The organism is Novosphingobium sp. 18050 (assembly GCF_902706195.1).
Classification (GTDB): domain Bacteria; phylum Pseudomonadota; class Alphaproteobacteria; order Sphingomonadales; family Sphingomonadaceae; genus Novosphingobium.
In genome coordinates this window covers 88842-109464 of sequence record NZ_CACSJO010000014.1, presented here as the reverse complement: position 1 = coordinate 109464, position 20623 = coordinate 88842, and the positions used below count along the sequence as shown (strand labels likewise).

The following is a 20623-nucleotide window of genomic DNA, read 5'->3' as shown; positions in this document are numbered from 1 at the left end:
AAAAGGCCCTTTTGCCGGTTTAAGGGGAAAGGATCTTTTTCATGTCTTTACTGGCAGGACCAACTGCGCGCGCCGCTCTTATGGCTGGCGCCGTCATCTCGGCTTTCGCACTCACACCCGCCTACGCCCAGGACGCCGCCGCTGAGGCAGCGCCTGCACCGCAGGCCGCACCGGCAGCGCCCCAGGACCACGCCATCGAAGGCGGCCTCGGCGATATCGTCGTCACCGCCCGCCGCCGCGCGGAAAGCCTGCAGGACGTGCCGGTCGCCGTCACCGCGATCACCGCAGAGCAACTCCAGAAATACGACATGACCAGCCTGGAGAAGATCTCCACCCAAACCCCGCAGTTCACCATCGGCCGCTCATCGAACGGATCGGGCGCACAGCTGACGCTTCGCGGCATCGGCTCGTCCTCCACTTCGATCGGCATCGAACAGTCGGTCGCCGTAGTCGTCGACGGCGTCTATTACGGCCAGGGCCGCGTCATCAACGAAGGCTTCCTCGACCTTGACGGCGTCGAAGTGCTGAAGGGCCCGCAATCGCTGTTCTTCGGCAAGAACGCGACCGCAGGTGTGATCTCGCTGCGCACCGCCAATCCCACCGCCACGCCGGAATTCAAGGCGAAGATGGGCTATGAATTCCGCTCCAAGGAACTGGTCGGTGAATTCGTCGGCTCGGGTCCGATCACCGATACGCTGGGCGTGCGCGTCGCACTACGCGCTTCCAACATGTTCGGCGGCTATTTCAAAAACGGCGGCATCGACAAGACGTACAACACCTTCGACGTCGCCACCGGCGTCACCACTCCGCATTTCGCGCCTGCGTATGACGGCGACAACCCCGGCTCACAGGAATTGCTGGGCCGCGTGACGCTGGTCTACGATCCGGGCAACGACTTCAAGTTCACCGTCAAGGCCAACGGTTCACGCTCCAGGGTCAACAACAACTCGTGGAACTATGTGCCTTACGGATGCGCCACCGGGACCTATTCAACCAACCCGGCAATCGCCTGCAAGAAGGACTTCACGGTCTACCAGAACTACTTCCCCAAGGATCTCGCGGGCACAAACCCGTGGTCGCGTGACGACGGGGCGCTTTACAACAAGTACACCAGCTGGGCCGTGACCGGCACGGCAGAATATGCCTTCAAGGACGTCGACGTCACCTGGGTCAACAACTACAACCGCAACGTCAACCAGTGGGCCTGCGACTGTACGTTCGTGTCGAGCGACATCGCCGCCGCGCCTTCCACCGAGCACTCGGTCTACCACGCCTTCTCCAGTGAACTGCGCGCGCAGACCAAGCTGGACGGCCCGATTAACCTCCTGGCCGGCGCCTATTACCAGAAGACCCACCGCAACCACCAGCAGACCGGCTCGTTCGGCAATATCGAGGATTCGACCGCGCCGGCGCAGTACCGTTACCTCGGCTATTACAAGCATTCGGAAACCCACGGCGAGACGCTTTCCGCCTATGGCCAGGTCAGTTGGAAGATCCTGCCGAAGCTGGAAGCCACCGCAGGCGTGCGCTATATTCACGAGACCAAGGACAGCTACCTCATCCAGCCTTACGTGAATGCGGCGCTGCAAGGCCTGTTCCTGCAGAATACTCCGGTCGCCGCCGACCAGACCTTCAGCAACTGGTCACCCGAAGCTACCCTCAGCTGGAAAGCCACCGACGACGTCACCATCTACGGCGCCTACAAGACCGCCTACAAATCGGGCGGATTCTCCAACTCGGGCTTCGTCAGCGCCAGCACCGTGCCCAGCGATGTCGCGTTCCAACCCGAAAAAGCGCGCGGCTTCGAGGTGGGTATCAAGTCCAAGGTCCTCGACAACCAGCTACGCCTCAACTTCGACGTCTACAGCTACAAGTACGTCAACCTGCAGGTTGACTTCTTCAACGCCCAGACGTTCGCCTTCATCACCACCAATGCCGGGTCCGCGCGCACAAAGGGCGCGGAGCTGGAATTCGAATTCGCACCTTACGCGGTGCCGGGCCTGAACCTGCACGGCTCGATCAACTACAACAAGGCGCGCTACCTCGATTACGTTGCGCCATGTTACGGCGGCCAGTCGATCGCTCAGGGCTGCAACACTACCTTCCAGGGGGCTCCGGGCCAGGACCTGAGCGGCGCGCCCACCGCCGTCGCACCCAAGTGGACCGGTTCGCTGGGCATCGGCTATGAAACCGAAGTCGGCCAGGGCACGGTGTTCGGGGCGACGCTCGACAGCCGTTATTCCAGCTCCTACCTCGCCTCCAGCTTCGCTCACCCGCTTTCGGGACAGACGAAGTACCTGACCCTCGACGGCACGCTGCGCCTCAAGTTCAACGACGAGCGTTTCGAAATCGCGCTGATCGGCAAGAACCTGACCAACCAGTTCATCGTCGGCGGTTCGGTCGATGGGCCCAACACGGGCTCGGGCACCGGCACCAACGCCGCCGTCATGTCCGACGAGATCGGCTTCGTGAACCTGCCGCGCACGGTCCAGATCCAGGCCAGCGTCAAGTTCTGACAAGGCAGGCCGGCGGCGGAAAAGTCCGTCGCCGGCCCTCCCCCTCCAGACGAAGGAACCGGCATGACCGATCTTGCCACCCTGATCGCCAAGGACGCAATCCGCGACCTCGCTTCGCGTTACATGCGCGGCCAGGACCGTCTCGACCACGCGCTGCAACTGGCCACCTTCTGGCCGGATTCGACCACCGACTACGGCATCTTCAAAGGCAGCGGCCCCGCCTTCGTGGATTTCGCGCAAAGCCTGCTGACTGAACATCTCGCCAACCAGCACATCATCGGCCAGCACCTGATCGAGTTCGATCCCGCCGATCCCACGCGCGCTTTCGGCGAGGTCTACTACTACGCGTTCCACCGCATCCTCGACGGCGAGGTGCCCACCGACATGGTGATCTCCGGCCGCTACCTCGACCGCTACGAGCAGCGCGGCGGCGAGTGGCGCTTCGCCCACCGCTCCGAATTCGTCGACTGGGCCCGCAAGGAACCTGCCGCCGACGCCGTGCTCACCACCGATCTCGCAGCCTGCCTGATGGGCCGTCACGACATGCAGGACCGGTCCTACGACCGCGCCTGGCTCGCCTCAGCCTGAACCGGAGACATTCATCGTGACCCAGAAAAGCATCATCGTCACCGGCGCCGCATCGGCAGGCGGGCTCGGCTTCGCGGCCGCCCGGCTGCTCGCCCGCGAAGGCCATGCCGTAACCCTCACCGACCTTGACGGTGGCAACGCTGCCGCCCGCGCCGAAGAACTGCGCGCGGAAGGCCTGACCGCCACCGGCCTTGCCCAGAACGTCACCGACGAAGCCGGCTGGGCCGCGCTGGCCGAGCGCGTGAAGAACGACACCGGCCGCATCGACGGCCTCGTCAACAATGCGGGCATCGCCGTGCTGAAGTGGACCGCAGACCTCGACGTCGACGCCTGGGACCGCCAGATCAACGTCAACCTCAAGAGCGTCTACCTGGGCTGCCGCGCAGTGCTGCCGGTGATGCAGGCGCAGGCGGCGGGATCGATCGTGAACCTTTCTTCCATCGCCGGCCTCGTCGGTGTTCCCGGAGCGTCCGCCTATGCCGCCAGCAAGGGCGGGGTACGGCTTTACTCCAAGGCGTTGGCGCTCGAAGTCGCCAAGCAGGGCATTCGCGTCAATTCGGTGCACCCCGGCGTCATCTGGACCGACATGCAGAAAGTCGCGATCGAGGACAATCCCGACCAGTACGACGCCATCAACGCCGCGATCCCGATGGGCCGCATGGGCGAACCCGACGACATCGGCAATATGATCGCTTTTCTCATCTCCGACCGCGCCAAATACGTGACCGGCGGCGAATTCGTCGTCGACGGCGGGTTGACGGCACAATGACCGCCGCCCTGTCCCTGCGGGCCATCGTCCTGTTCGTCATCGTCGTCGCCGGGCAGATCGGCGGCAGTGTGCTGCTGGCGCGCACGGCCGGGTTCACCAGCCCCGGCTGGTCACTGCTCTGCGCCGCCGTCTACGCGGTATCGCTCTACTGCCTGGCGCTGCTGCTCCACGAAGGCGCAGCCCTCAGCCTGCTGATGCCGCTGATGGCCGCCGTGGTGCCGATGGGCGCGATCCTGCTTGCCGTTGTACTGCTGGGCGAGGGCGCGTCCTGGGCTCGTCTCGGGCTCCTCACGCTGTCCTGCGCGGTCGTCGCACTGGCCAGCCGGGTCTGAATTCACCCCGCCGGGGCAAGAGCGAAACGACTTTACTATTGCCGGAACCCGCGAGTTGGTTGCAGGAGGGCTTTCAATCCTGTCTTACCAGTCTTCCGGGAGCCCAATTTGGCCGTCAGTCCTGCCCCCAAGCGCGCCCCACGCACCGCGCCGCGCATAACGACCCCCAAAACTGCCGCTCCCAAGTCCGCCGAAAGCGCCGCCCCCACTCGCCAGTCGCTCAAGAGCGCGCAGACGCGCGGGCGGCTGATCGAGGCCACGATCCAGTGCCTCGTCAAAGTCGGCTATTCGGGCACGACCACCCCCCTCGTCGCTACCGAGGCCGGCCTATCGCGCGGGGCGATGCTCCACCACTTCGAGAACAGCGCCACGCTGATCCGCGCCACCATCGTGGAACTGCACGAAAGGCGCCTGCGCGCTTTTCGCCGCTCGTCGGAAGTGACGCACCACGATCCCTCGGCAATGGTCGGCGCCTATTGGCGCCAGGTCCAGAAACCCGCGTTCGTCGCATTCCAGGAACTGGCGCTGGCCGCGCGTACGAATGCCGACCTTGCCCAGATAATGCAGCCCTTGCAGGTTGAGTACCGCGAACGCTTCCACGCCGAAGCCTTCACCCTGTTCCCCGAATGGCACTCCGCACCGGAACAGTTCGCGCAGGCCATGGCCCTCTCGCAGACGCTGATGGAAGGCATGGCGATGAGCCTGCTGACCGGCGCGCTCGACGAAGCCATGGTCCCCGCCCTGCTCGCCATGCTGGAAGAAAAGATCAGGGCCCTGCGGCCTGCCTGATCAACGCGCCGCGCGGTCGCCGTCCGCATCGAAGTAAGTGGCCTGCCGCGCGTAGTACGAGGCATCGAGACGGCACTCCACCAGCCCGGCGTCGGGGGCGATCACCTGCCCGGTGATGTTGATAGCGTCGTCGCTGGCGAGATAGGCAAAAGCCCCGGCGATTTCGTCCGCCTCGACCACCCGGCCCAGCGGATTGCGCGCCTGTGCCGCCTTGCGCATGGCCTCCGCGTCGCCATAGGCCAGTTCGGTCATCCGCGTTGGCACGTTACCCGGCGCCACGGCATTCACCCGGATACCGTCTCCCGCCAGTTCCGCTGCGACCGAGCGGGTCAACCCGATCACCGCGTGCTTGGCCGCCGTATAGGCGTGCGGCCCCAGCGGCGCGAGGCCCGCCGCGCTGGAGGTGGAAAGGATCACCCCCTGCCCGCGCGGCCGCATCGCCCTGGCCGCGTGCTTCATGCCGTAGAACACGCTGTCGAGCAGCACCGCCAGAGTATCGCGCCAGGCCCAGTCCTCGATCTCCTCCACCCGGCCCACCGCGCCCAGTTGCCCGGCATTGTTGATCATGCAGTCAAGCCGCCCGTGCACCTCGCTCGCCCGCGCGACCAGTGCTGCCACATCCACTTCGCGGGTCACGTCGCAAGGCACGAACTGCGCACCGAGTTCATCGGCCAGAGCCAGGCCCGCATCCTCGCGAATGTCGCCCAACACCAACAACGCACCCTCGCGAGCGAAGCGCCGCGCCGTCGCCTCGCCGAGCCCGCTGGAGGCGCCTGTGATCACCGTGACCTTGCCGCCGAGCCGCATCATCATCTCTCCATTTTTTTACATTCAGTGATGCTTGTTTTATATCGATCTTATGCAGTGTTGCAACCCGCAGGCACCAGATGCTTCCCGGCTCGTTCCACCGCGTGCGCACATAGAAAATTGCCTCTGCAGCCCGACGCTACGCTCATTCTCAGGGACTATTTCACGTATCCGATGAGTATCATGCAGCAAGGTGGACGCATCCGACACCATCAATTATAATACAGTCTTGACTGCTTGTTTTACAGGCATGACAAAGAGGTGGTCGGAACCGCGACAAAGAGAGAGGTCCATGAGCAGGCTCTACGGAAATGCCATTCAGGCAGGCTACCTTGTCGAAGCCCTGGAACCGGCGATCGCGTTCTGGACGGGTACGCTGGGCATAGGACCGTTCTTCGTTATGCCTCCGCCCCAATTCGCATGGCTGCGCCACGGCGGACAGGACGCGGCGCGCACCGACATCATCGGTCAGGTCGCCCTGGCGCAGAGCGGCGATATCCAGATCGAACTCATCGTCCCCGGCCCTGCCCCCTCGACCTACCGCGATTTTCTGGGCAGCGGCAGGAGCGGAATGCACCACCTCGGCATGGCAAGTGACCGCTTCGACGAACAGCGCGAGGCAGCCATCGCCTCAGGCATGACGGTCGCCACCGAAGGCGCCTCACAGCGCACCCGCTTCGCCTATCTGCAACCGCCGCCCGGTGCGCCGGGTCCGATCATCGAACTGATCGACATGGTGCCGGTGATGACCGAAATCTACGAACGCATGCGCGCCGCCTCGCAAGGCTGGGATGGACGCGATCCCATGCGTGCTTACTGATGGCTGCCGGAGACCCGACGTGACACCGCGCCCCTTCGGCCAGACCGGCCTCAGCGCCGCCCCGCTCATGCTGGGCGGCAACGTGTTCGGCTGGACCGCCGGCCGCAAGGAGAGCTTTGCGATCCTCGACGCTTTCGTTGATGCCGGGGGCTCGCTGCTCGACACCGCGGACGTCTACTCGGCGTGGGCGCCGGGCAACGTCGGCGGGGAATCCGAAACCCTGATCGGGGACTGGCTGCGCAGCGGCGGACGGCGCGAAAGCCTGCTGATCGCCACTAAGGTCGGCCTGCTTGACGGCGCGGGCGGCAAGGGCCTGTCAGCGTCGCGCATTGCCGGCGCGGTAGAGGAATCGTTGCAGCGCCTTGGCACCGATCATATCGACATCTACTTCGCCCACCGTGACGATCCTTCGGCTCCGCTGGAAGAAACCCTGGACGCCTTCGACCGGCTGGTGAAGTCCGGCAAGGTCCGGGCGCTCGGCGCTTCCAACTATGAAGCCGATCGGCTCGAAACCGCGCTAAAAATAAGCGACGCCAACGGCTGGGCCCGCTTCGCGGTGATCGAACCGCGCTACAACCTGCTCGAACGCGATGGCTACGAAGGCGCGCTGCAGGCGCTTGCCCTTCGCGAAAGCCTTGCGGTCGTTCCATATTTCGCACTGGCGAACGGGTTGCTTACCGGCAAGTACCGCAGCATCGACGACGTCGCCGGCCATGCCCGCGAACAGTACCTCAAACCTCTGTTCGAACGCGCCAACGTAACCGAGGTGATCGCCGCCATGGACGAAGTCGCCGCGCAGACCGGCGCCTCGATGGTGAGCATCGCCGTCGCCTGGATGCTGGCCCAGCCCGGCGTGACCGCGCCCATCGCCAGCGTATCGCGGCCTGCACAACTCGGCGATCTCGTCGCCGGAACCCGGCTGCAACTCGATACGGCGCAGCTTGCGCGCCTCGATGGAGCGGGTCTTTGAGCTTTTCCGCGCTGCGCCGTTCGCCGTGGTTCGCGCTAGCGGCGTTGACGATCACTTTCAGCGTCGGCTTCGTAGACCGCCAGATCCTCAACCTGCTGGTGCAGCCGATCAAGGCCGACTTCGGGCTCAGCGACCTGGAAATCAGCCTGCTGCAAGGCGCGGCATTCTCCATCGCCTACCTCATCATGAGCCCGGTGTTCGGGCGCTGGGTCGACGTTTCGGGCCGCCGCCGCATCCTGCTGGGCTGCATCGCGGTGTGGAGCGTGTTCACCGCCGCCTGCGGTTTCACCCGCAGCTTCGGCGCACTGTTCGCCGCGCGTTCGGGCGTGGGCGCGGCGGAGGCGGGGCTGACGCCCTCCTCGTGGTCGTTGCTCAGCGACCTGTTCGACGAAAAGCGCCTTGCCCGCGCGCTCAGTATCTACAACATGGGCCCCTATATCGGCAGCGGTCTGGCCCTGCTACTGGGGGGCGTGGTGATCGAATGGGCCACCCGCGCCGACCTTTCCGCCGTACCAGTGATCGGCGCGCTGGCGCCCTGGCAGATCACCTTCGTGATCGTCAGCGCTCTGGGACTGGTATGCATCGCCATGGTTGCGGTGATGCGCGAGCCGCCGCGCGGCGCGGTGGACCCCGACCAGACCGGCAACCCCCCGCCGCTTACCTTGGGAGAGGCCCTCTCGATCCTCTGGGCCAATCGCGGGTTCTACGGATATTTCTATATCGGCATGGCGCTGGCTATCATCCCGATCTACGCCTTCCCGGCCTGGCTGCCGACCGTGGCGATCCGCCAGTACGGCGTCTCGATCGGGCAGATCGGCATGACATATGGCCTGCTCACGCTGGTCGGCGGATCGCTGGGCGTGCTGACCGGGCCTACGCTGGGCCGGTGGCTGGTCCGCGCCGGCTATCCCGACGCCAACATGCGCCTTGGCGTGATCAGTGCGCTGGCGGTCTTCGCCTGCTGCGCTGCACTATTGCTGCGCAGTGGTTACGAGATGGTGCTGGCCATCGGCGGGATCATCAGCTTCTGCTATTCCATACCCACCGCCATGGCCGCTACCGCGCTTCAAGTGGTGACCCCAAACCGGATGCGCGGCCTTGCCTCCTCACTGTACATCGTGCTGGTGACGCTGATGGGGCTGGGCATCGCGCCGGTGACCGTGGCCTTCCTCACCGACAAGGTGTTTCGCGACGAACTGCGCGTGGGGGACTCGCTGGGCATCGTCTGCGCCGTCTCCGCGCTTCTCAGCTGCGCGGCGCTTTGGCTCAGCCTGAAGGCCTATCGCCGCCTGATCCTCAATCCGATCAGATTGGCCTGAGCACAGCTTTTCAGGTCTCGGCAAACCAGGCTTCCAGCATCGGCTGCAGTTCGCGGTCGACCAGTTCCAGCACCATATCGCCTGCCGGGTCGGTCACATAGGCCATGTTGCCATAGCGCTCCTGCGGGGAACCCTTGGCCGCCATCACGCGCCAGCCGATGCCCGTCAGATGCTCCACCTCAGCGCCGACATTCGCGGCCCATATACCGGTATGGCTGGCGCTGCGCATCAGCGCCGGGTCGTAGAAGCTACCCTTCGACCCCTGGATCAATTCCAGCCGGTGCGGGCCGTGCCGGGAATAGACCGCGTCTATCTCCACCTCGCACCACCCCTGGCCCGCGATCCACAACGGCAGCGGACGATACCGGTGCACCGGCGCCCATTCGACCCCGAGCGTGCGGGCATATAAGTCCTGCGCCTGCGCCAGATCCGTCACGGCAATGCCGGTGTGGAAGATGAGACCGGGGTCGATGGTCATGCGTGCCCTTCAACAACAAGAGGCCGGCGCACGAACTTGCGCGCACCGGCCAGGAGAGGATAGGTGTCCGCCGGAACTTGCCGGGGCAGACGATCCGGTGCGGTGCCTCAGTAGTGGTAGGTCACCTGCAACTGCACCGTGCGCGGGGTATTGGCATAGCCGCGCTGGTCGCCCAGAACGCCGCCATCGGTGCCCGTGCCCCTGCCGGTGGCCGGAGAATCCAGCGCGCCCGAGATGACGAACTGGTTGGTCAGGTTCTTGCCGATGACAGCAAGGTCCCAGCCCGCTTTCGACTTCAACGTCAGCGAGGCGTCGAGGTTCACGTACTTGGGCTGCGTCGCTAGCGGATTGGCGAAAGGCGAGGCGTTGTAGCTGCCGGAATAGCGCGCATCCGCAGACAGCGCGACCGACATGCCCTGGCTGACATCCATCTCGTAGCTGGCGCCCACGGCGCCGGTCCAGCGCGGCGCGTTGGCGGTGGGCTTGCCGCTGAGGTCCTGCACGAACAGGCCGCCATAAGGGCTGGCCGCCGTGGGATTGCAGCCCTGCGCGGGAGTCTGCCCGGTGACGCAAGGCGCGATGAAATCGAGATAGCGCGCCTTGTTGTAATTGATCGCACCGCGCAGGATCAGGCCCGGCATCGAATGCGGGGCGAATTCGGTCGAAACTTCGATACCCTTGGTGCGGGCCGAACCGGCATTGGTGGTCACGTAACGGAAGGTCTGGGCTTCGAAGAAGTCAACCTGCAAGTCGGTATACTTGTAGTTGTAGATCGCCACGTCGAAGCGGAGCTGGTTGTTCAACAGCGTAGTCTTCACACCGCCTTCGAAGCCCTTGGCGCGCTCCGGCCCGAAAGAAAGGTCGCCCGGTGCCGAAGCCTGGGTGTACGAACTCTGGTTGGAGAAACCGCCTGATTTGTAGCCAGTCTTGAAGCCGCCGTAGATATTGACGTTGGGCACCGGCTTGTAAGACGCGGTTAGTTCCGGGCTCCAGTTGGTGAACGTCTGGTCGGCATAGATCGGATCGTTCAGGCGGTTGATCTGGCCGGGACGGTTCACCGGGTGGACGAAAAAGCTATCCTTGGTCTCATGGGTATAGCGGATACCGCCGCCCAGTTCGATTTCGGGGATGACCTTCCAGGTAACCTGCGCAAAAGGCGAGATCGTTTCGCCCTTCGTATAGGAATCCTTGCCGAAAGCGACATATTCCCAATCGGGACGCTGCGTGCTGACGCGGACGTTGCCCGAATAGACATACTGGTCCGATTGCAGCTTGGTTTTCTGGTAAAGCACGCCGACCATCATGTTGAGCGGGCCGTCGAGATTGGTCTGCGCACGCAGTTCCTCGGAGAACGCGGTCCACTTCTCACGCGAGCCGACGTAGATCTGGGTTGCGCGCTGCTGATAGTCGCTGTCGGTCAGCCAGCGGTTGTTCTGGTGCTGGAAATTCGTTGCCGATGTCAGCGTGACATCGCCCAGTTTCCACTCCAGATTGTTCGTGGCCTGGAACGAGCGATATTTGGTGTAGAGTTCGCCATCATCGCGCGCGAAGGGGAAATTCGCCGCGATCTCCTTGGGCATCTCATTGTGGTAATACTTCCAGTCGCGCTTGCAGCGCACGGTAGGCTGCAATGTGCTGAACCCGTTGGCGCAGGAAAACACGATATTGTTCCAGGCGCCGTCGTTGGTCGTGCTCTGGTTGGCGGAAACCTTGAAGGTGTTGGTGATGTTGTCGGTCGGCTCCCACTTGAGCGTGACCCGGCCGACGAGTTCGCCTTCCTTCGGCCCGGTCCGATCGCCCGGTGCCGCAACGAGGTTCTGCACCGGGCCGCCCGCCTGATCCGTCACGGTAAAGGGCTGCGCGGTTGCGTAGTTACGGGTGTAACCGCCGAACATCTTGGACCCGCGCAGTGCCACGCGAATGCCCAGCGTGTCGGTGATCGGAGCGGAGATCATCTGCTCGATATAGGGCCGCTTGGCCCGGATTTCGTAGCCGACCCGCGTCGATCCCTCGAAGCTGGACCCCGGATCGGCGGTGGTGATGGAGATCACGCCGGCGGTGGCGTTCTTCCCGAAGAACAGCGCCTGCGGGCCTTTCAGCACTTCGATCCGCGCCAGATCAAAGAAGCCTTCGTTCAGAATGCGTCCGCTGGCGTAATAGATGCCGTCGACGATGATCGCGGTGGAAGATTCGATGCCCAGTGCGCTGGCCGGTGTACCGATCCCGCGCAGCGAGATCTGCGCGCCCGACCCGGTAGTTGCGCGTCCGACCGTGAGATTCGGCGTGGAGGCAGCGATGCGCTCGATATTGGAGATGTCCTGCCGGGCGATCTGCGCGGGCGAATAGGCGGTCACCGCGACCGGGATGTCCTGAAGTGACTCGGAGCGCTTGCGGGCGGTAACGACGATCTCCTCAAGGCCGCCAGCGGGCTGCGCCGCCGACGGAGCCTCGGGAGCAGGCGCTTCCTGCGCCATGACCGCGCTCGACAGGCCCAGCGCGGACGCCGAAGTCAGTAGCCCGGCCACAAGGCACGCGCGATGGATATTTTTCAGATCCTTCATCCTCTTCCTCCCGGTCACCCCCATACTGCGAAGGATGACTTATTTTAGAATTGAAGGCGGCGCCCTCGCCCGGATTCACTGCCGGATCATAGAGGCCGTGCCAGTCTTCACCCACTCCCGGGGAGGCCCGAACGATTCGTCCTTGGCCATTCCCTTTTCTGTTATGCCCCGCTTTATGCGCACAGTCCTTCAACTTGACAATAAAAAAGTCCGGCATGATTGCTTTTTATATTTTAGCGGCGCCACTTTTTCGGCCTTCCCTGCGGGGTTCGGCGCGCCGCGCATTCGGCAAAGCCCGGAACGATGCAATTGAGCTAGACTTATTAGTTTCGCGAAGTCATGCTTGAAGTCACAGGCAGCATCGCCCGCCCCCGGCGGACGGCGTGCGCCCAACGAAAAACGGATGGAGAGGCGAGCGATGCCGGTTCAGGCTCGAAACAATCGCGATGCAGCGCACAGCGCCCGCAAGGCCCGCCGATGAGCGCGCCCGACTACGATGGAACCGACTACGACGTAATCGTCATCGGCACCGGCGCGGCAGGGCTGAGCGCGGCGGCGCTGGCGGTGGAAAACGGCGCCAGCGTGCTGATGGTGGAAGCGGCGGACCGCACCGGCGGATCGAGCGCGCTGTCGGGCGGGGTGTTCTACGCCGCCGGCACCTCGCTCCAGCGCGAGGCGGGCATCGCGGACGATACCACCGAGGCGATGTACCAGTATTACATGACGCTCAACCAGTACAAGCTGGAAGCCTCGCTGGTGCGCACCTTGTGCGAGCAGTCGACCGAGGCGTTCGAATGGCTGCGCGAACTCGGCGTCGGCTTCACCACCGAGAACCTCTACGCCTCGGGCGTCGACAAGATGCGGCGCGGCCACCGCGCCAGCGGCGACGGCGCGGGCATCGTCGAGGTGCTGGAAGGGTTCCTCTCCGGCAAGGCGGTCGATACCGTGCTCGAAACGCGGGTGGAGAGCCTGCTGGTGGAACAGGGCCGCGTCGCCGGTATCGTGGCGGACGGCCAGCCGGTGCGCAGCAACGCAGTGGTCCTCGCCACCGGCGGCTTCGGCGCCAACCCCGAGATGCTGGCCCAGCTCTACCCCGACGCCGCGCGCTATGGTGACCTGCACTGGTACATCGGCGCCCCCACCTGCAGGGGCGATGGCATCAAGCTGGCGCAGCAGGTCGAAGGGCAGGTCAGCCAGCACAATCGCGGCTTGCTGCTCATCACACCCGGCTTTGCGAAAGACCTGGAAAGCTACCTGCCCGGATGGCTGATGATGGTGAACCGCGATGGCCGCCGCTTCGTGGACGAGACCATCGAATATTCGGTGCTCGCCGCCGTGCTGGACGAACAGCCGGGACAGGACTGCTACGCCATCTTCGACGAAGCCTCGCGCCTCGCCTCGCGCACCACCCGCTACCGCCCCGCGCCAAGCTGGACCGCCGAGCGCCTTGCCGAGCATGTCGAGGCCGGTACGCTGGTGCGCGGCGTCACTCTGGCAGAGCTTGCGGATAAGCTGGGCCTCCCTGCAAAGCGGCTGGCCACCACGGCCGAGCGCTACAACGAATTTAACCAGATGGGTACAGACGGCGATTTTTTTAAGCCCGCCGAAATGCTGCGCCCCGTGGCCGACGGGCCGTTCTATGCCGCCCACATCCGCCCCGGCATCATCTGCTGGACCGGCACCGGCATCCGCATCGACACGCAGGCCCGCGTGCTCGACGCCGCCGACCGGCCGGTGCCGGGCCTCTATGCTGCCGGGGAAACGACCGGCGGCATGTTCGGCCAATGCTACGCAGCGGGCGGCGCCTCGATCGGCAACGCCGTGATCTTCGGCCGCATCGCCGGCCGGGGTGCTGCCCTTGAAAAAACCCAGATGACAAGGACCGCAGCCGCATGACGATCGAAACCAAGACCGTCGACGTCCTGATCGCCGGCAGCGGCGCGGCGGGCCTCACTGCCGCCGTCACCGCGCGCCGGGCGGGACTGGACGTACTCGTGGTCGAAAAGGAAGCCGTGTTCGGCGGCACCACCGCCACGTCTGGCGGGGTGCTGTGGGTGCCCGGCAACCATTATTCCCCGGCCATGCAGCGCGCCACTGGCCAAAGCGACGACATCGAGAACGCCCGCGCCTACCTGATCGAGGAAACCGGCAACTACATCGAGCCGGACCGCGTCGAAGCCTACCTCGACACCGCGCCGCGCATGGTACGCTTTCTGGAGGAACAGAGCCACGTCCGTTTCTACGGCATGGACTATCCCGATTATCACTCGGAAAGCGCACATAGCTCGATCGTCCGCTCGATCGGCACCGTCGATTACGAAGCGCGCGCGCTGGGCAAGCACCTCAAGAACCTCAAGCAGCAGTTGCCGCAGACGCTGTTCCTCGGCTTTGCGGTGGGTTCGGGCGTGGAGATGATCCAGTTCATGAAGGCCGGCCGCTCGGTCAAGGCGCTGGGCTTCGTGGCGAAAAAGCTGATGAAGCACTTCGTCGATGTCCTGCGCTACGGCGAAGGGCAGCAGGTGGTGCGCGGCCGCGCGCTGGTGGCGCGCCTTGCCCGCACGCTGTTCGACCTCGACGTGCCGATCTGGCTGTCCTCTCCCGTTGGCGCGCTGACCCGCGAGGACGGGCGCGTCACCGGCGCGGAGATCGTCACCCCCGGCGGCGTGGTGCGCGTCACGGCGCGCAAAGGCGTGGTGCTGGCCTGCGGCGGCTATCCCAACGACCCCGACCGCCGCGCTGCCACGTTCCCCGGGCCTGCCGGTAACCGCGACCACCGCAATCCCACGAACCCCGGCAACACCGGCGACGGCATCCGCCTGGCCGAAAGCATGGGCGGCGCGTTCAACGGCAATGTCGCCCATCCGGCGCCGTGGATGCCGGTTTCGGTGATCCCCGGCTCCAGGGACTTCACCGGAGTCTGGCCGCACCTGATCGACCGTCAGAAGCCCGGCTTCCTTGCCGTGCGCCCGGATGGCCGCCGCTTCGGCGACGAATCCAGCGCCTATCACGATTTCGTGCCGCAGATGATCGAGGCCAGCGAGGGCGATTCCAGCGCTTTCGCCTGGCTGATCGGCGATGCTGCGGCGGTGAAGAAATGGGGCATCGGCATGGTCCGCCCCTTCCCCATTCCCCACGGCAAGCACTTGCGCAGCGGCTACCTGAAGCGCGAGGATACGCTGGAGGAACTGGCGCAGGTCTGCGGCATCGCCCCCGCTGCGCTGGCCGCCACGATCGCTGCCTTCAACGCCAATGCGCAGGCCGGCGTCGACCCCGATTTCGGGCGCGGCGGGCGCGTTTACGATGTCTATCAGGGCGATCCCGAACATCAGCCCAACACCTGCCTTGGCCCGCTGACCAAGGGGCCGTTCTACGCCGTGCGCCTTGAAGCCGGGATCATCGGCACGTTCGCGGGCCTCAGGACCGACCGCCACGCCCGCGTTCTGGACGAGGGCGGCGCGCCGGTGGGCGGCCTCTATGCCGTGGGCAATGACCAGGCCAGTGTCTTCGCCGGTGCCTATCCCGGCGCGGGGGCGACGATCGGCCCGGCCATGACTTTCGCCTATATCGCCGGGCGCCACCTTGCGGGGCGGGAGGCGTGAGCGAAGAATTCGATTTCATCGTCAGCGGCGCAGGCTCTGCCGGCTGCGTGGTCGCCGCAAGGCTGAGCGAGAACGGCAGGTACACCGTCCTGCTGCTAGAGGCCGGCCCTGCCGACACCGCGTTCTGGATCAGGCCGCCGATGGGCTACCCCATGCTGTTCGCCAACCCCAAGGTGAACTGGATGTTCGAAAGCGAGCCGGAAGCCCAGCTGAACGGGCGGCGCATGTACCAGCCGCGCGGCAAAGTACTGGGCGGCACCAGTTCGATCAACGGGATGCTCTACATCCGCGGCCATGCGCGCGATTACGACTACTGGCGCCAGCTCGGCTGCGAGGGGTGGAGCTACGCCGACGTCCTGCCCTTCTTTCGCAAGGCCGAGGACCAGCAGCGCGGGCCGGACGAATACCACGGCACCGGCGGCCCGCTCACCGTATCGGACCAGCCCGGCAGCTCCAAAATCGCGGACGCCATCGTCGCCGCCGCGCAGGAAGCGGGCATTCCCTATAACCCGGACTTCAACGGCGCCGAGCAGGAAGGCACCGGCTTTTTCCAGACCACCACCCGGGGCAACCGGCGCTGGAATACCTCGCAGGCCTACCTCAAACCGGCGCGGGGGCGCGCCAACCTCAAGGTCGCGACCGGCGCCCACGCCACCCGCCTACTGTTCGAGAACGGCCGCGCGGCGGGCATCGAGTACCGGACGAAAGCCGGCCTGCAAGTGGCGCGGGCGCGGCGCGAGGTGATCGTCTCGGGCGGGGCCTTCGGATCGCCGCAGCTTCTCCAGCTTTCCGGCATCGGCCCGGCCGCGCACCTTCGCGAACGCGGCATCGCGCCGCTGGTCGACCTGCCCGGCGTGGGCGAAAAGCTAATGGACCACTTCTACATCTCGCTGATGTTCCGCTGCACGCAGCCGATCACCATCAACGAACTGGCGAACAGCCCGCTGCGCCAATTGAAGGCGGGCATCGACTATGTCCTGTTCAAGCGCGGGCCGCTGGCCAGCAATGGCATCTTCGCCGGCATCTTCACCCGCACCGACGAGCGGCAGGACCGCCCCAACCTTCAGGTCAACACCAACATCTGGACCGTGCAGAGCCGCACCGCCGCCGGCATGAAAGCCCACCCCTTCCCCGGCTTCACCATGAGCCCGGTCCACCTCAACCCGCGCGCCACCGGCACCGTGCGCCTGCGCAGCGCCGACCCCTTCGCCGATCCCGAAATCCGCCAGAACTTCCTGACCGAGCGGGTCGATGTGGACGCGATGATCGCCGCGATCAGGGTGGTGCGCGGCGTCGCCGCCCAGCCCGCGCTGGCGCCCTACAATGCCGGGGAAATATCCCCCGGCGCCGAGGCCCGCAGCGATGACGAGATCGAAGCCTACGTGCGCGCAAATGCCATCGCCAACCTGCACCCGGTCGGCTCCTGCCGCATGGGCGTGGGCGAGGACGCCGTCGTCGATGCACGCCTGCGCGTGCGCGGCGTCATGGGCCTGCGCGTAGCGGACGCCTCGATCATGCCCAGCCTGCCCGCCGGCAACACCAACGCCCCCTCGATCATGATAGGCGAGAAATGCGCCGCCATGATCCTCGAGGATGCCCGCTGACACTTACCGGAGAGAGAACCATGCCCAAGCCTGAAAGCACCCTTGAAGACCGTATCGCCCGGCTCGAAGCCGAATCGCAGATCCGCCAGCTGATCGCGCGCTACTGCTTCACCATCGACGACCGCGACATCCCCAATATCCGCGCCCTCTTCGCGCCCGATGCCGTTCTGAAATCCGCCGACGGGGTGATGAATGCCACCGGCGTCGATGCGATCATGACGCAGTACGACGGGCGCTTCGACGTCCTCGGCCCCGGCCACCATTTCATGCACGACGTCCAGATCGACTTCGTCGGCGACGGCGCCGCAGAGGCGACCGGCCGCGTGATCGGCCATGCGGAACTGTGGCGGAACGGCAAGATGATGGTCACCGCCATCCGCTACGACGACAAGTACGTGAACACCGATGCAGGCTGGAAATTCGCCGAGCGCACCATCGGTTTTCTCTATTACGTGCCGATCGAGGAATACCCCAACATCCTCGCCACCCTCTTGCGCAACCACGCCTATGCCGAGCCGAAACCGGCCGATTTTCCGGAAAATCTGCCGACCTGGGTCGCCTACGAAAAGTCGCGCGGAAGGGGCTGATGGCGATCCGTCGTCCCGGACGCGAGCCGGGACGACAAAACCCCTCCGCAGGCGAACGCGGATTATGACGCCGGGAAATTCAGCGGACGGGCTGCGGCCGGCGCTAAGTTTGGTCGCCAGCATCAGGCGACTAGTGCTGGGCCCTGCCTTTTGATCGCGAACGGCTGGTAAGGGGCGTGACCTCGTGTGACTTCCAGCTCGACCCTGCGGTGCATGGGGGTGAGGGGGCGGGTTCGCACTCTTGCCCTCTTCCCTGAGGGCATACCCTCAAGTTCATCCACGCATCCATGAATTGCGGCTTGTCCGGTCCGCACCGGACGCCGACCGCTTCGGGAGCATGGAGTGTCAGCTACACACTCCCGACCCGTCACATTGCGGCATTTAACCTATACGGTTATAACTGTCAATGTGGGTTTATCCGCTTTCACCCGATCATCGCTTCCACTTCCTCGCGGATGATCTTGCCGCTGGCGCTGCGCGGAAACGCCTCCATCTCGATAAAGCGCACGTGCCGGGGCCGCTTGTACCCCGCCAGCGCATCGCGGCACAGTTGCAGGACCGCGCCCTCGTCCAGCGAGGCATCGTTGCGGGCGATGACGGCAACCGGCACTTCGCCCCACTGCGGATCGGGCCTGCGCACGACGATGACATCGTTGACCCGCGCATCGGCGAACAGCACCCGCTCGATCTCCGCCGGATAGATGTTCTCACCCCCCGACTTGATGAGGTACTTGGAGCGTCCCACAAAATCATACCCTTGAGGCGTGCGCCGGAACAGATCGCCCATGTGGAACCAGCCGCCCGCAAAGCACTCGGCATTGGTGGCGGGCGCGTTCCAGTAGCCGCTGAACAGCGTGGGCCCGCGCACGCAGGCTTCGCCCGTTTCACCATCCGCCACTTCGTTGCCCGCCGCGTCGAGCAGGCGCAGATCGACCATCATGCTCAGCTGCTTGGGGAAAGCATCGGGCGTGGCGCCGACCGGAATGAGATCGGCGGAAAGCGGCGGCATCCCGGTCTCGGTCGCGCCGAAGGAGTTGAGATAGGGCGCGCCCAAAGCCCGCGTGATCGCCGCGATCGTGGCCGAGGGGACAAGGTCTGCCATGCAGCCCACCGCCTTCACCCCTCGCACTTTCGCCTGCCGGGCGGCGAGGCATTCCAGCAGCGGTTCGATCGTGGCAGGCACCAGCATAAGCCAGCCTATGGCAAATTCCTCCAGCGCGTCGACGATCGCATCGGCATCGAAACCGTCGACGATAACCCCGGTGCCGCCGCACATCAGGGTCGCCAGCAGATGCTCGGTGCCGCCCATGTGGAACATCGGCGCCCACGAGACATAGGCGTCGGTCATCTCCACCCCCATGTCGAGGCGCATGGCGCACATGCGGGCGATCTCGGCGCGGTGGCTGATGACCGCCGCCTTGGGCAGGCCGGTGGTGCCGCTGGTATAGATGATGAGCAGGCCGTCCTCGCCTTGCGCCGCGCTCTGCGTTTCGGCCCCGGCGCCCAGGGCTGTACCCAGCGCGTCGATGGCCGCGACAGGCCGCCCCTTCGCCACCGTTTCCGCCACCTCGCGGTAGCGCGGCGAGGTCACCAGCAGCGCCGATTCCACAAGGTCCACGCAGTGATGAAGTTCGGCCTCGGCCAGCCGCCAGTTGAGGCAGGCGGCGATCAGCCCCAGCTTGGCGCAGGCCAGCTGCGCGCCTGTATATTCGAAGCGGTTTTCGGAAAGGATTGCAATGCGTTGCCCCCGCTTCAGCCCGCGCGCAGCGAAATCGGCGGCAATGGCCTCTACCCGAGCCAATAGCGCGGCGTAGTCCAGCCGCAGATCCCGCTGGACGATCGCCAGAGCGCGTGGGTTAGCCCGCGCCCGCATGGCGACAAGATCATAGACGCTGGCTGCGAATGCCTTCTCCATCGCCATCGACATCTCTCCCGTTTTCTATTTCTATTCTTGCTTTAAGAACGACGTGACCTGTCTCTAAGGCCAGTTCGGCGTCGCAGATCATGCCGTATTCGTCCCATGTCCCTTGCGCGGTCACGCCGTCTCCCGCCAGCACATTGCCCAGCAGCGCCGCCTCGACGCAGCGCACCCACGCGTCCGGCTGCGCTTCCATCACCATGTTAAGCAGGTAGGCCAGGTTCGTCGGCCCCGGATTGACGGTGCGTGGGCCAAAGCCCAGTGCTTCCGCCGCAGCGGGGTCGACGTGGATGGCATTGTCATCGCCCAGCGCCTCGCACCACAGCGCCATCGCTTCGGCGGGGACCAAGGGCAGTTCCCAGCGGCTGGAAGTCATGCTGGCGCCGGCATGATGGTGGTCAACCGCACCCGCGCACGCACGTCTCCGGCGGCGCTTATGCTCATGCCCAGCGTCAGGTGATCGGCCGCGCCAAAGCGGCGGCTGCTTTTACGTTCCAGCGCCACCACGCTGGTTGCCACGTCATAGCGGGTATCGACGGTCAGCGGCGCATCGTAGTCGATACGGCAGCGGCCCAGCACGGCGCCGCTGTCGAACGCGAGGCCAAGACCCCGGCACACATCGCCTACGCGGCTGCCCATCCCGCCCAGCGCGGCGATGAAGGCGAAGATCGGATGTGCCTGCTCCCCGTCGCGCAGCGGCGCGGCGCAGGAGCGGCGGATGGCATCATCGAGGCTGGCCGAAAGGTGGAACGCGCCCGGCGGAATTACGAAACCTTGCGCGGTGCAGGCGGCCCCGCCGATAGCCTTGCCGATGGGGTTGTCGGTGGCGTCCATGTCTCTCCGGGCCGGGCTTGTCGATCGCCCGCTTGATACGTAGAGCCTGACTTGTTGCAAGTCGCTCGATTGCGCGTAAAGCTGCCGATTGGCCCACTGGGAGTCAACCGCAAATGAGGATAGTTCAATTAC

At 65.1% G+C, this 20623-nt stretch carries 18 protein-coding genes; 12 read left to right on the top strand and 6 right to left on the bottom strand.

Annotation, left to right across the window (positions count from 1 at the left end; all coding sequences use genetic code 11):
• Positions 1–41: 41 nt before the first annotated feature.
• From GVL61_RS14845 to GVL61_RS14825, 5 genes are all read left to right on the top strand, one after another.
• Complete coding sequence (locus GVL61_RS14845; RefSeq protein ID WP_200844784.1) at positions 42–2516, top strand: TonB-dependent receptor; 2475 nt, start codon at positions 42–44, stop codon at positions 2514–2516.
• A 63-nt stretch (positions 2517–2579) separates the two neighbouring features.
• Entirely contained in the window at positions 2580–3104 is a 525-nt protein-coding gene (locus GVL61_RS14840; protein WP_159981430.1) for a nuclear transport factor 2 family protein, read from the top strand.
• 16 nt (positions 3105–3120) lie between these two features.
• Complete coding sequence (locus tag GVL61_RS14835) at positions 3121–3873, top strand: SDR family NAD(P)-dependent oxidoreductase (protein ID WP_159981429.1); 753 nt, start codon at positions 3121–3123, stop codon at positions 3871–3873.
• On the top strand, positions 3870–4205 hold the full coding sequence (locus tag GVL61_RS14830) for a hypothetical protein (RefSeq protein WP_159981428.1): 336 nt from the start codon (positions 3870–3872) through the stop codon (positions 4203–4205). Before GVL61_RS14835 ends, GVL61_RS14830 begins: the two co-directional genes overlap by 4 nt.
• Before the next feature lie 156 nt (positions 4206–4361).
• Positions 4362–4994 carry a TetR/AcrR family transcriptional regulator gene (locus tag GVL61_RS14825; protein WP_159981468.1) on the top strand — a complete coding sequence of 211 codons (633 nt, stop codon included), beginning with the start codon at positions 4362–4364 and terminating at the stop codon, positions 4992–4994.
• Here the strand turns inward: GVL61_RS14825 and GVL61_RS14820 are convergent, their stop codons facing one another.
• On the bottom strand, positions 4995–5804 hold the full coding sequence (locus tag GVL61_RS14820) for an SDR family NAD(P)-dependent oxidoreductase (protein ID WP_200844783.1): 810 nt from the start codon (positions 5802–5804) through the stop codon (positions 4995–4997).
• A 289-nt stretch (positions 5805–6093) separates the two neighbouring features.
• Here GVL61_RS14820 and GVL61_RS14815 point away from each other — a divergent pair, with 289 nt between their 5' ends.
• Genes GVL61_RS14815 through GVL61_RS14805 form a run of 3 tightly spaced genes read left to right on the top strand, consistent with a single transcriptional unit; the run spans position 6094 to position 8910 of the window.
• Positions 6094–6621 carry a VOC family protein gene (locus GVL61_RS14815; RefSeq protein ID WP_159981427.1) on the top strand — a complete coding sequence of 176 codons (528 nt, stop codon included), beginning with the start codon at positions 6094–6096 and terminating at the stop codon, positions 6619–6621.
• 19 nt (positions 6622–6640) lie between these two features.
• Positions 6641–7591, top strand: a complete 951-nt coding sequence (locus tag GVL61_RS14810) for an aldo/keto reductase (protein ID WP_235037711.1) — start codon at positions 6641–6643, stop codon at positions 7589–7591.
• Entirely contained in the window at positions 7588–8910 is a 1323-nt protein-coding gene (locus tag GVL61_RS14805) for an MFS transporter (RefSeq protein ID WP_159981425.1), read from the top strand. The genes GVL61_RS14810 and GVL61_RS14805 overlap by 4 nt, the downstream gene beginning before the upstream one ends.
• A gap of 10 nt (positions 8911–8920) precedes the next feature.
• Here the strand turns inward: GVL61_RS14805 and GVL61_RS14800 are convergent, their stop codons facing one another.
• Together GVL61_RS14800 and GVL61_RS14795 are read right to left on the bottom strand one after the other, a co-directional pair.
• Positions 8921–9388, bottom strand: coding sequence for a VOC family protein (locus tag GVL61_RS14800; protein ID WP_159981424.1), 468 nt, complete (start codon positions 9386–9388; stop codon positions 8921–8923).
• Between the two features lie 107 nt (positions 9389–9495).
• On the bottom strand, positions 9496–11949 hold the full coding sequence (locus GVL61_RS14795; RefSeq protein WP_159981422.1) for a TonB-dependent receptor: 2454 nt from the start codon (positions 11947–11949) through the stop codon (positions 9496–9498).
• A 477-nt stretch (positions 11950–12426) separates the two neighbouring features.
• Here GVL61_RS14795 and GVL61_RS14790 point away from each other — a divergent pair, with 477 nt between their 5' ends.
• The 4 genes from GVL61_RS14790 to GVL61_RS14775 are packed head-to-tail and all read left to right on the top strand — an operon-like array spanning position 12427 to position 17739.
• Entirely contained in the window at positions 12427–13845 is a 1419-nt protein-coding gene (locus GVL61_RS14790; RefSeq protein ID WP_159981420.1) for an FAD-dependent oxidoreductase, read from the top strand.
• Positions 13842–15548 (top strand): FAD-dependent oxidoreductase, encoded by a 1707-nt coding sequence (locus tag GVL61_RS14785; RefSeq protein ID WP_159981418.1) that lies wholly within the window; start codon positions 13842–13844, stop codon positions 15546–15548. Before GVL61_RS14790 ends, GVL61_RS14785 begins: the two co-directional genes overlap by 4 nt.
• Positions 15545–17152 (top strand): GMC family oxidoreductase, encoded by a 1608-nt coding sequence (locus GVL61_RS14780; RefSeq protein WP_159981416.1) that lies wholly within the window; start codon positions 15545–15547, stop codon positions 17150–17152. Before GVL61_RS14785 ends, GVL61_RS14780 begins: the two co-directional genes overlap by 4 nt.
• Positions 17153–17172: 20 nt before the next feature.
• Entirely contained in the window at positions 17173–17739 is a 567-nt protein-coding gene (locus GVL61_RS14775) for a nuclear transport factor 2 family protein (RefSeq protein WP_159981414.1), read from the top strand.
• 424 nt (positions 17740–18163) lie between these two features.
• Here the strand turns inward: GVL61_RS14775 and GVL61_RS14770 are convergent, their stop codons facing one another.
• From GVL61_RS14770 to GVL61_RS14760, 3 genes are read right to left on the bottom strand one after another with little or no spacing between them, the layout of a single operon-like run.
• Positions 18164–19660 (bottom strand): class I adenylate-forming enzyme family protein, encoded by a 1497-nt coding sequence (locus GVL61_RS14770; RefSeq protein WP_200844782.1) that lies wholly within the window; start codon positions 19658–19660, stop codon positions 18164–18166.
• Complete coding sequence (locus GVL61_RS14765) at positions 19623–20033, bottom strand: MaoC/PaaZ C-terminal domain-containing protein (protein ID WP_159981410.1); 411 nt, start codon at positions 20031–20033, stop codon at positions 19623–19625. Before GVL61_RS14765 ends, GVL61_RS14770 begins: the two co-directional genes overlap by 38 nt.
• Positions 20030–20491: a hypothetical protein gene (locus GVL61_RS14760; protein ID WP_159981408.1), complete on the bottom strand. Its 462-nt coding sequence runs from the start codon at positions 20489–20491 to the stop codon at positions 20030–20032. The genes GVL61_RS14765 and GVL61_RS14760 overlap by 4 nt, the downstream gene beginning before the upstream one ends.
• Between the last annotated feature and the right edge of the window lie 132 nt (positions 20492–20623).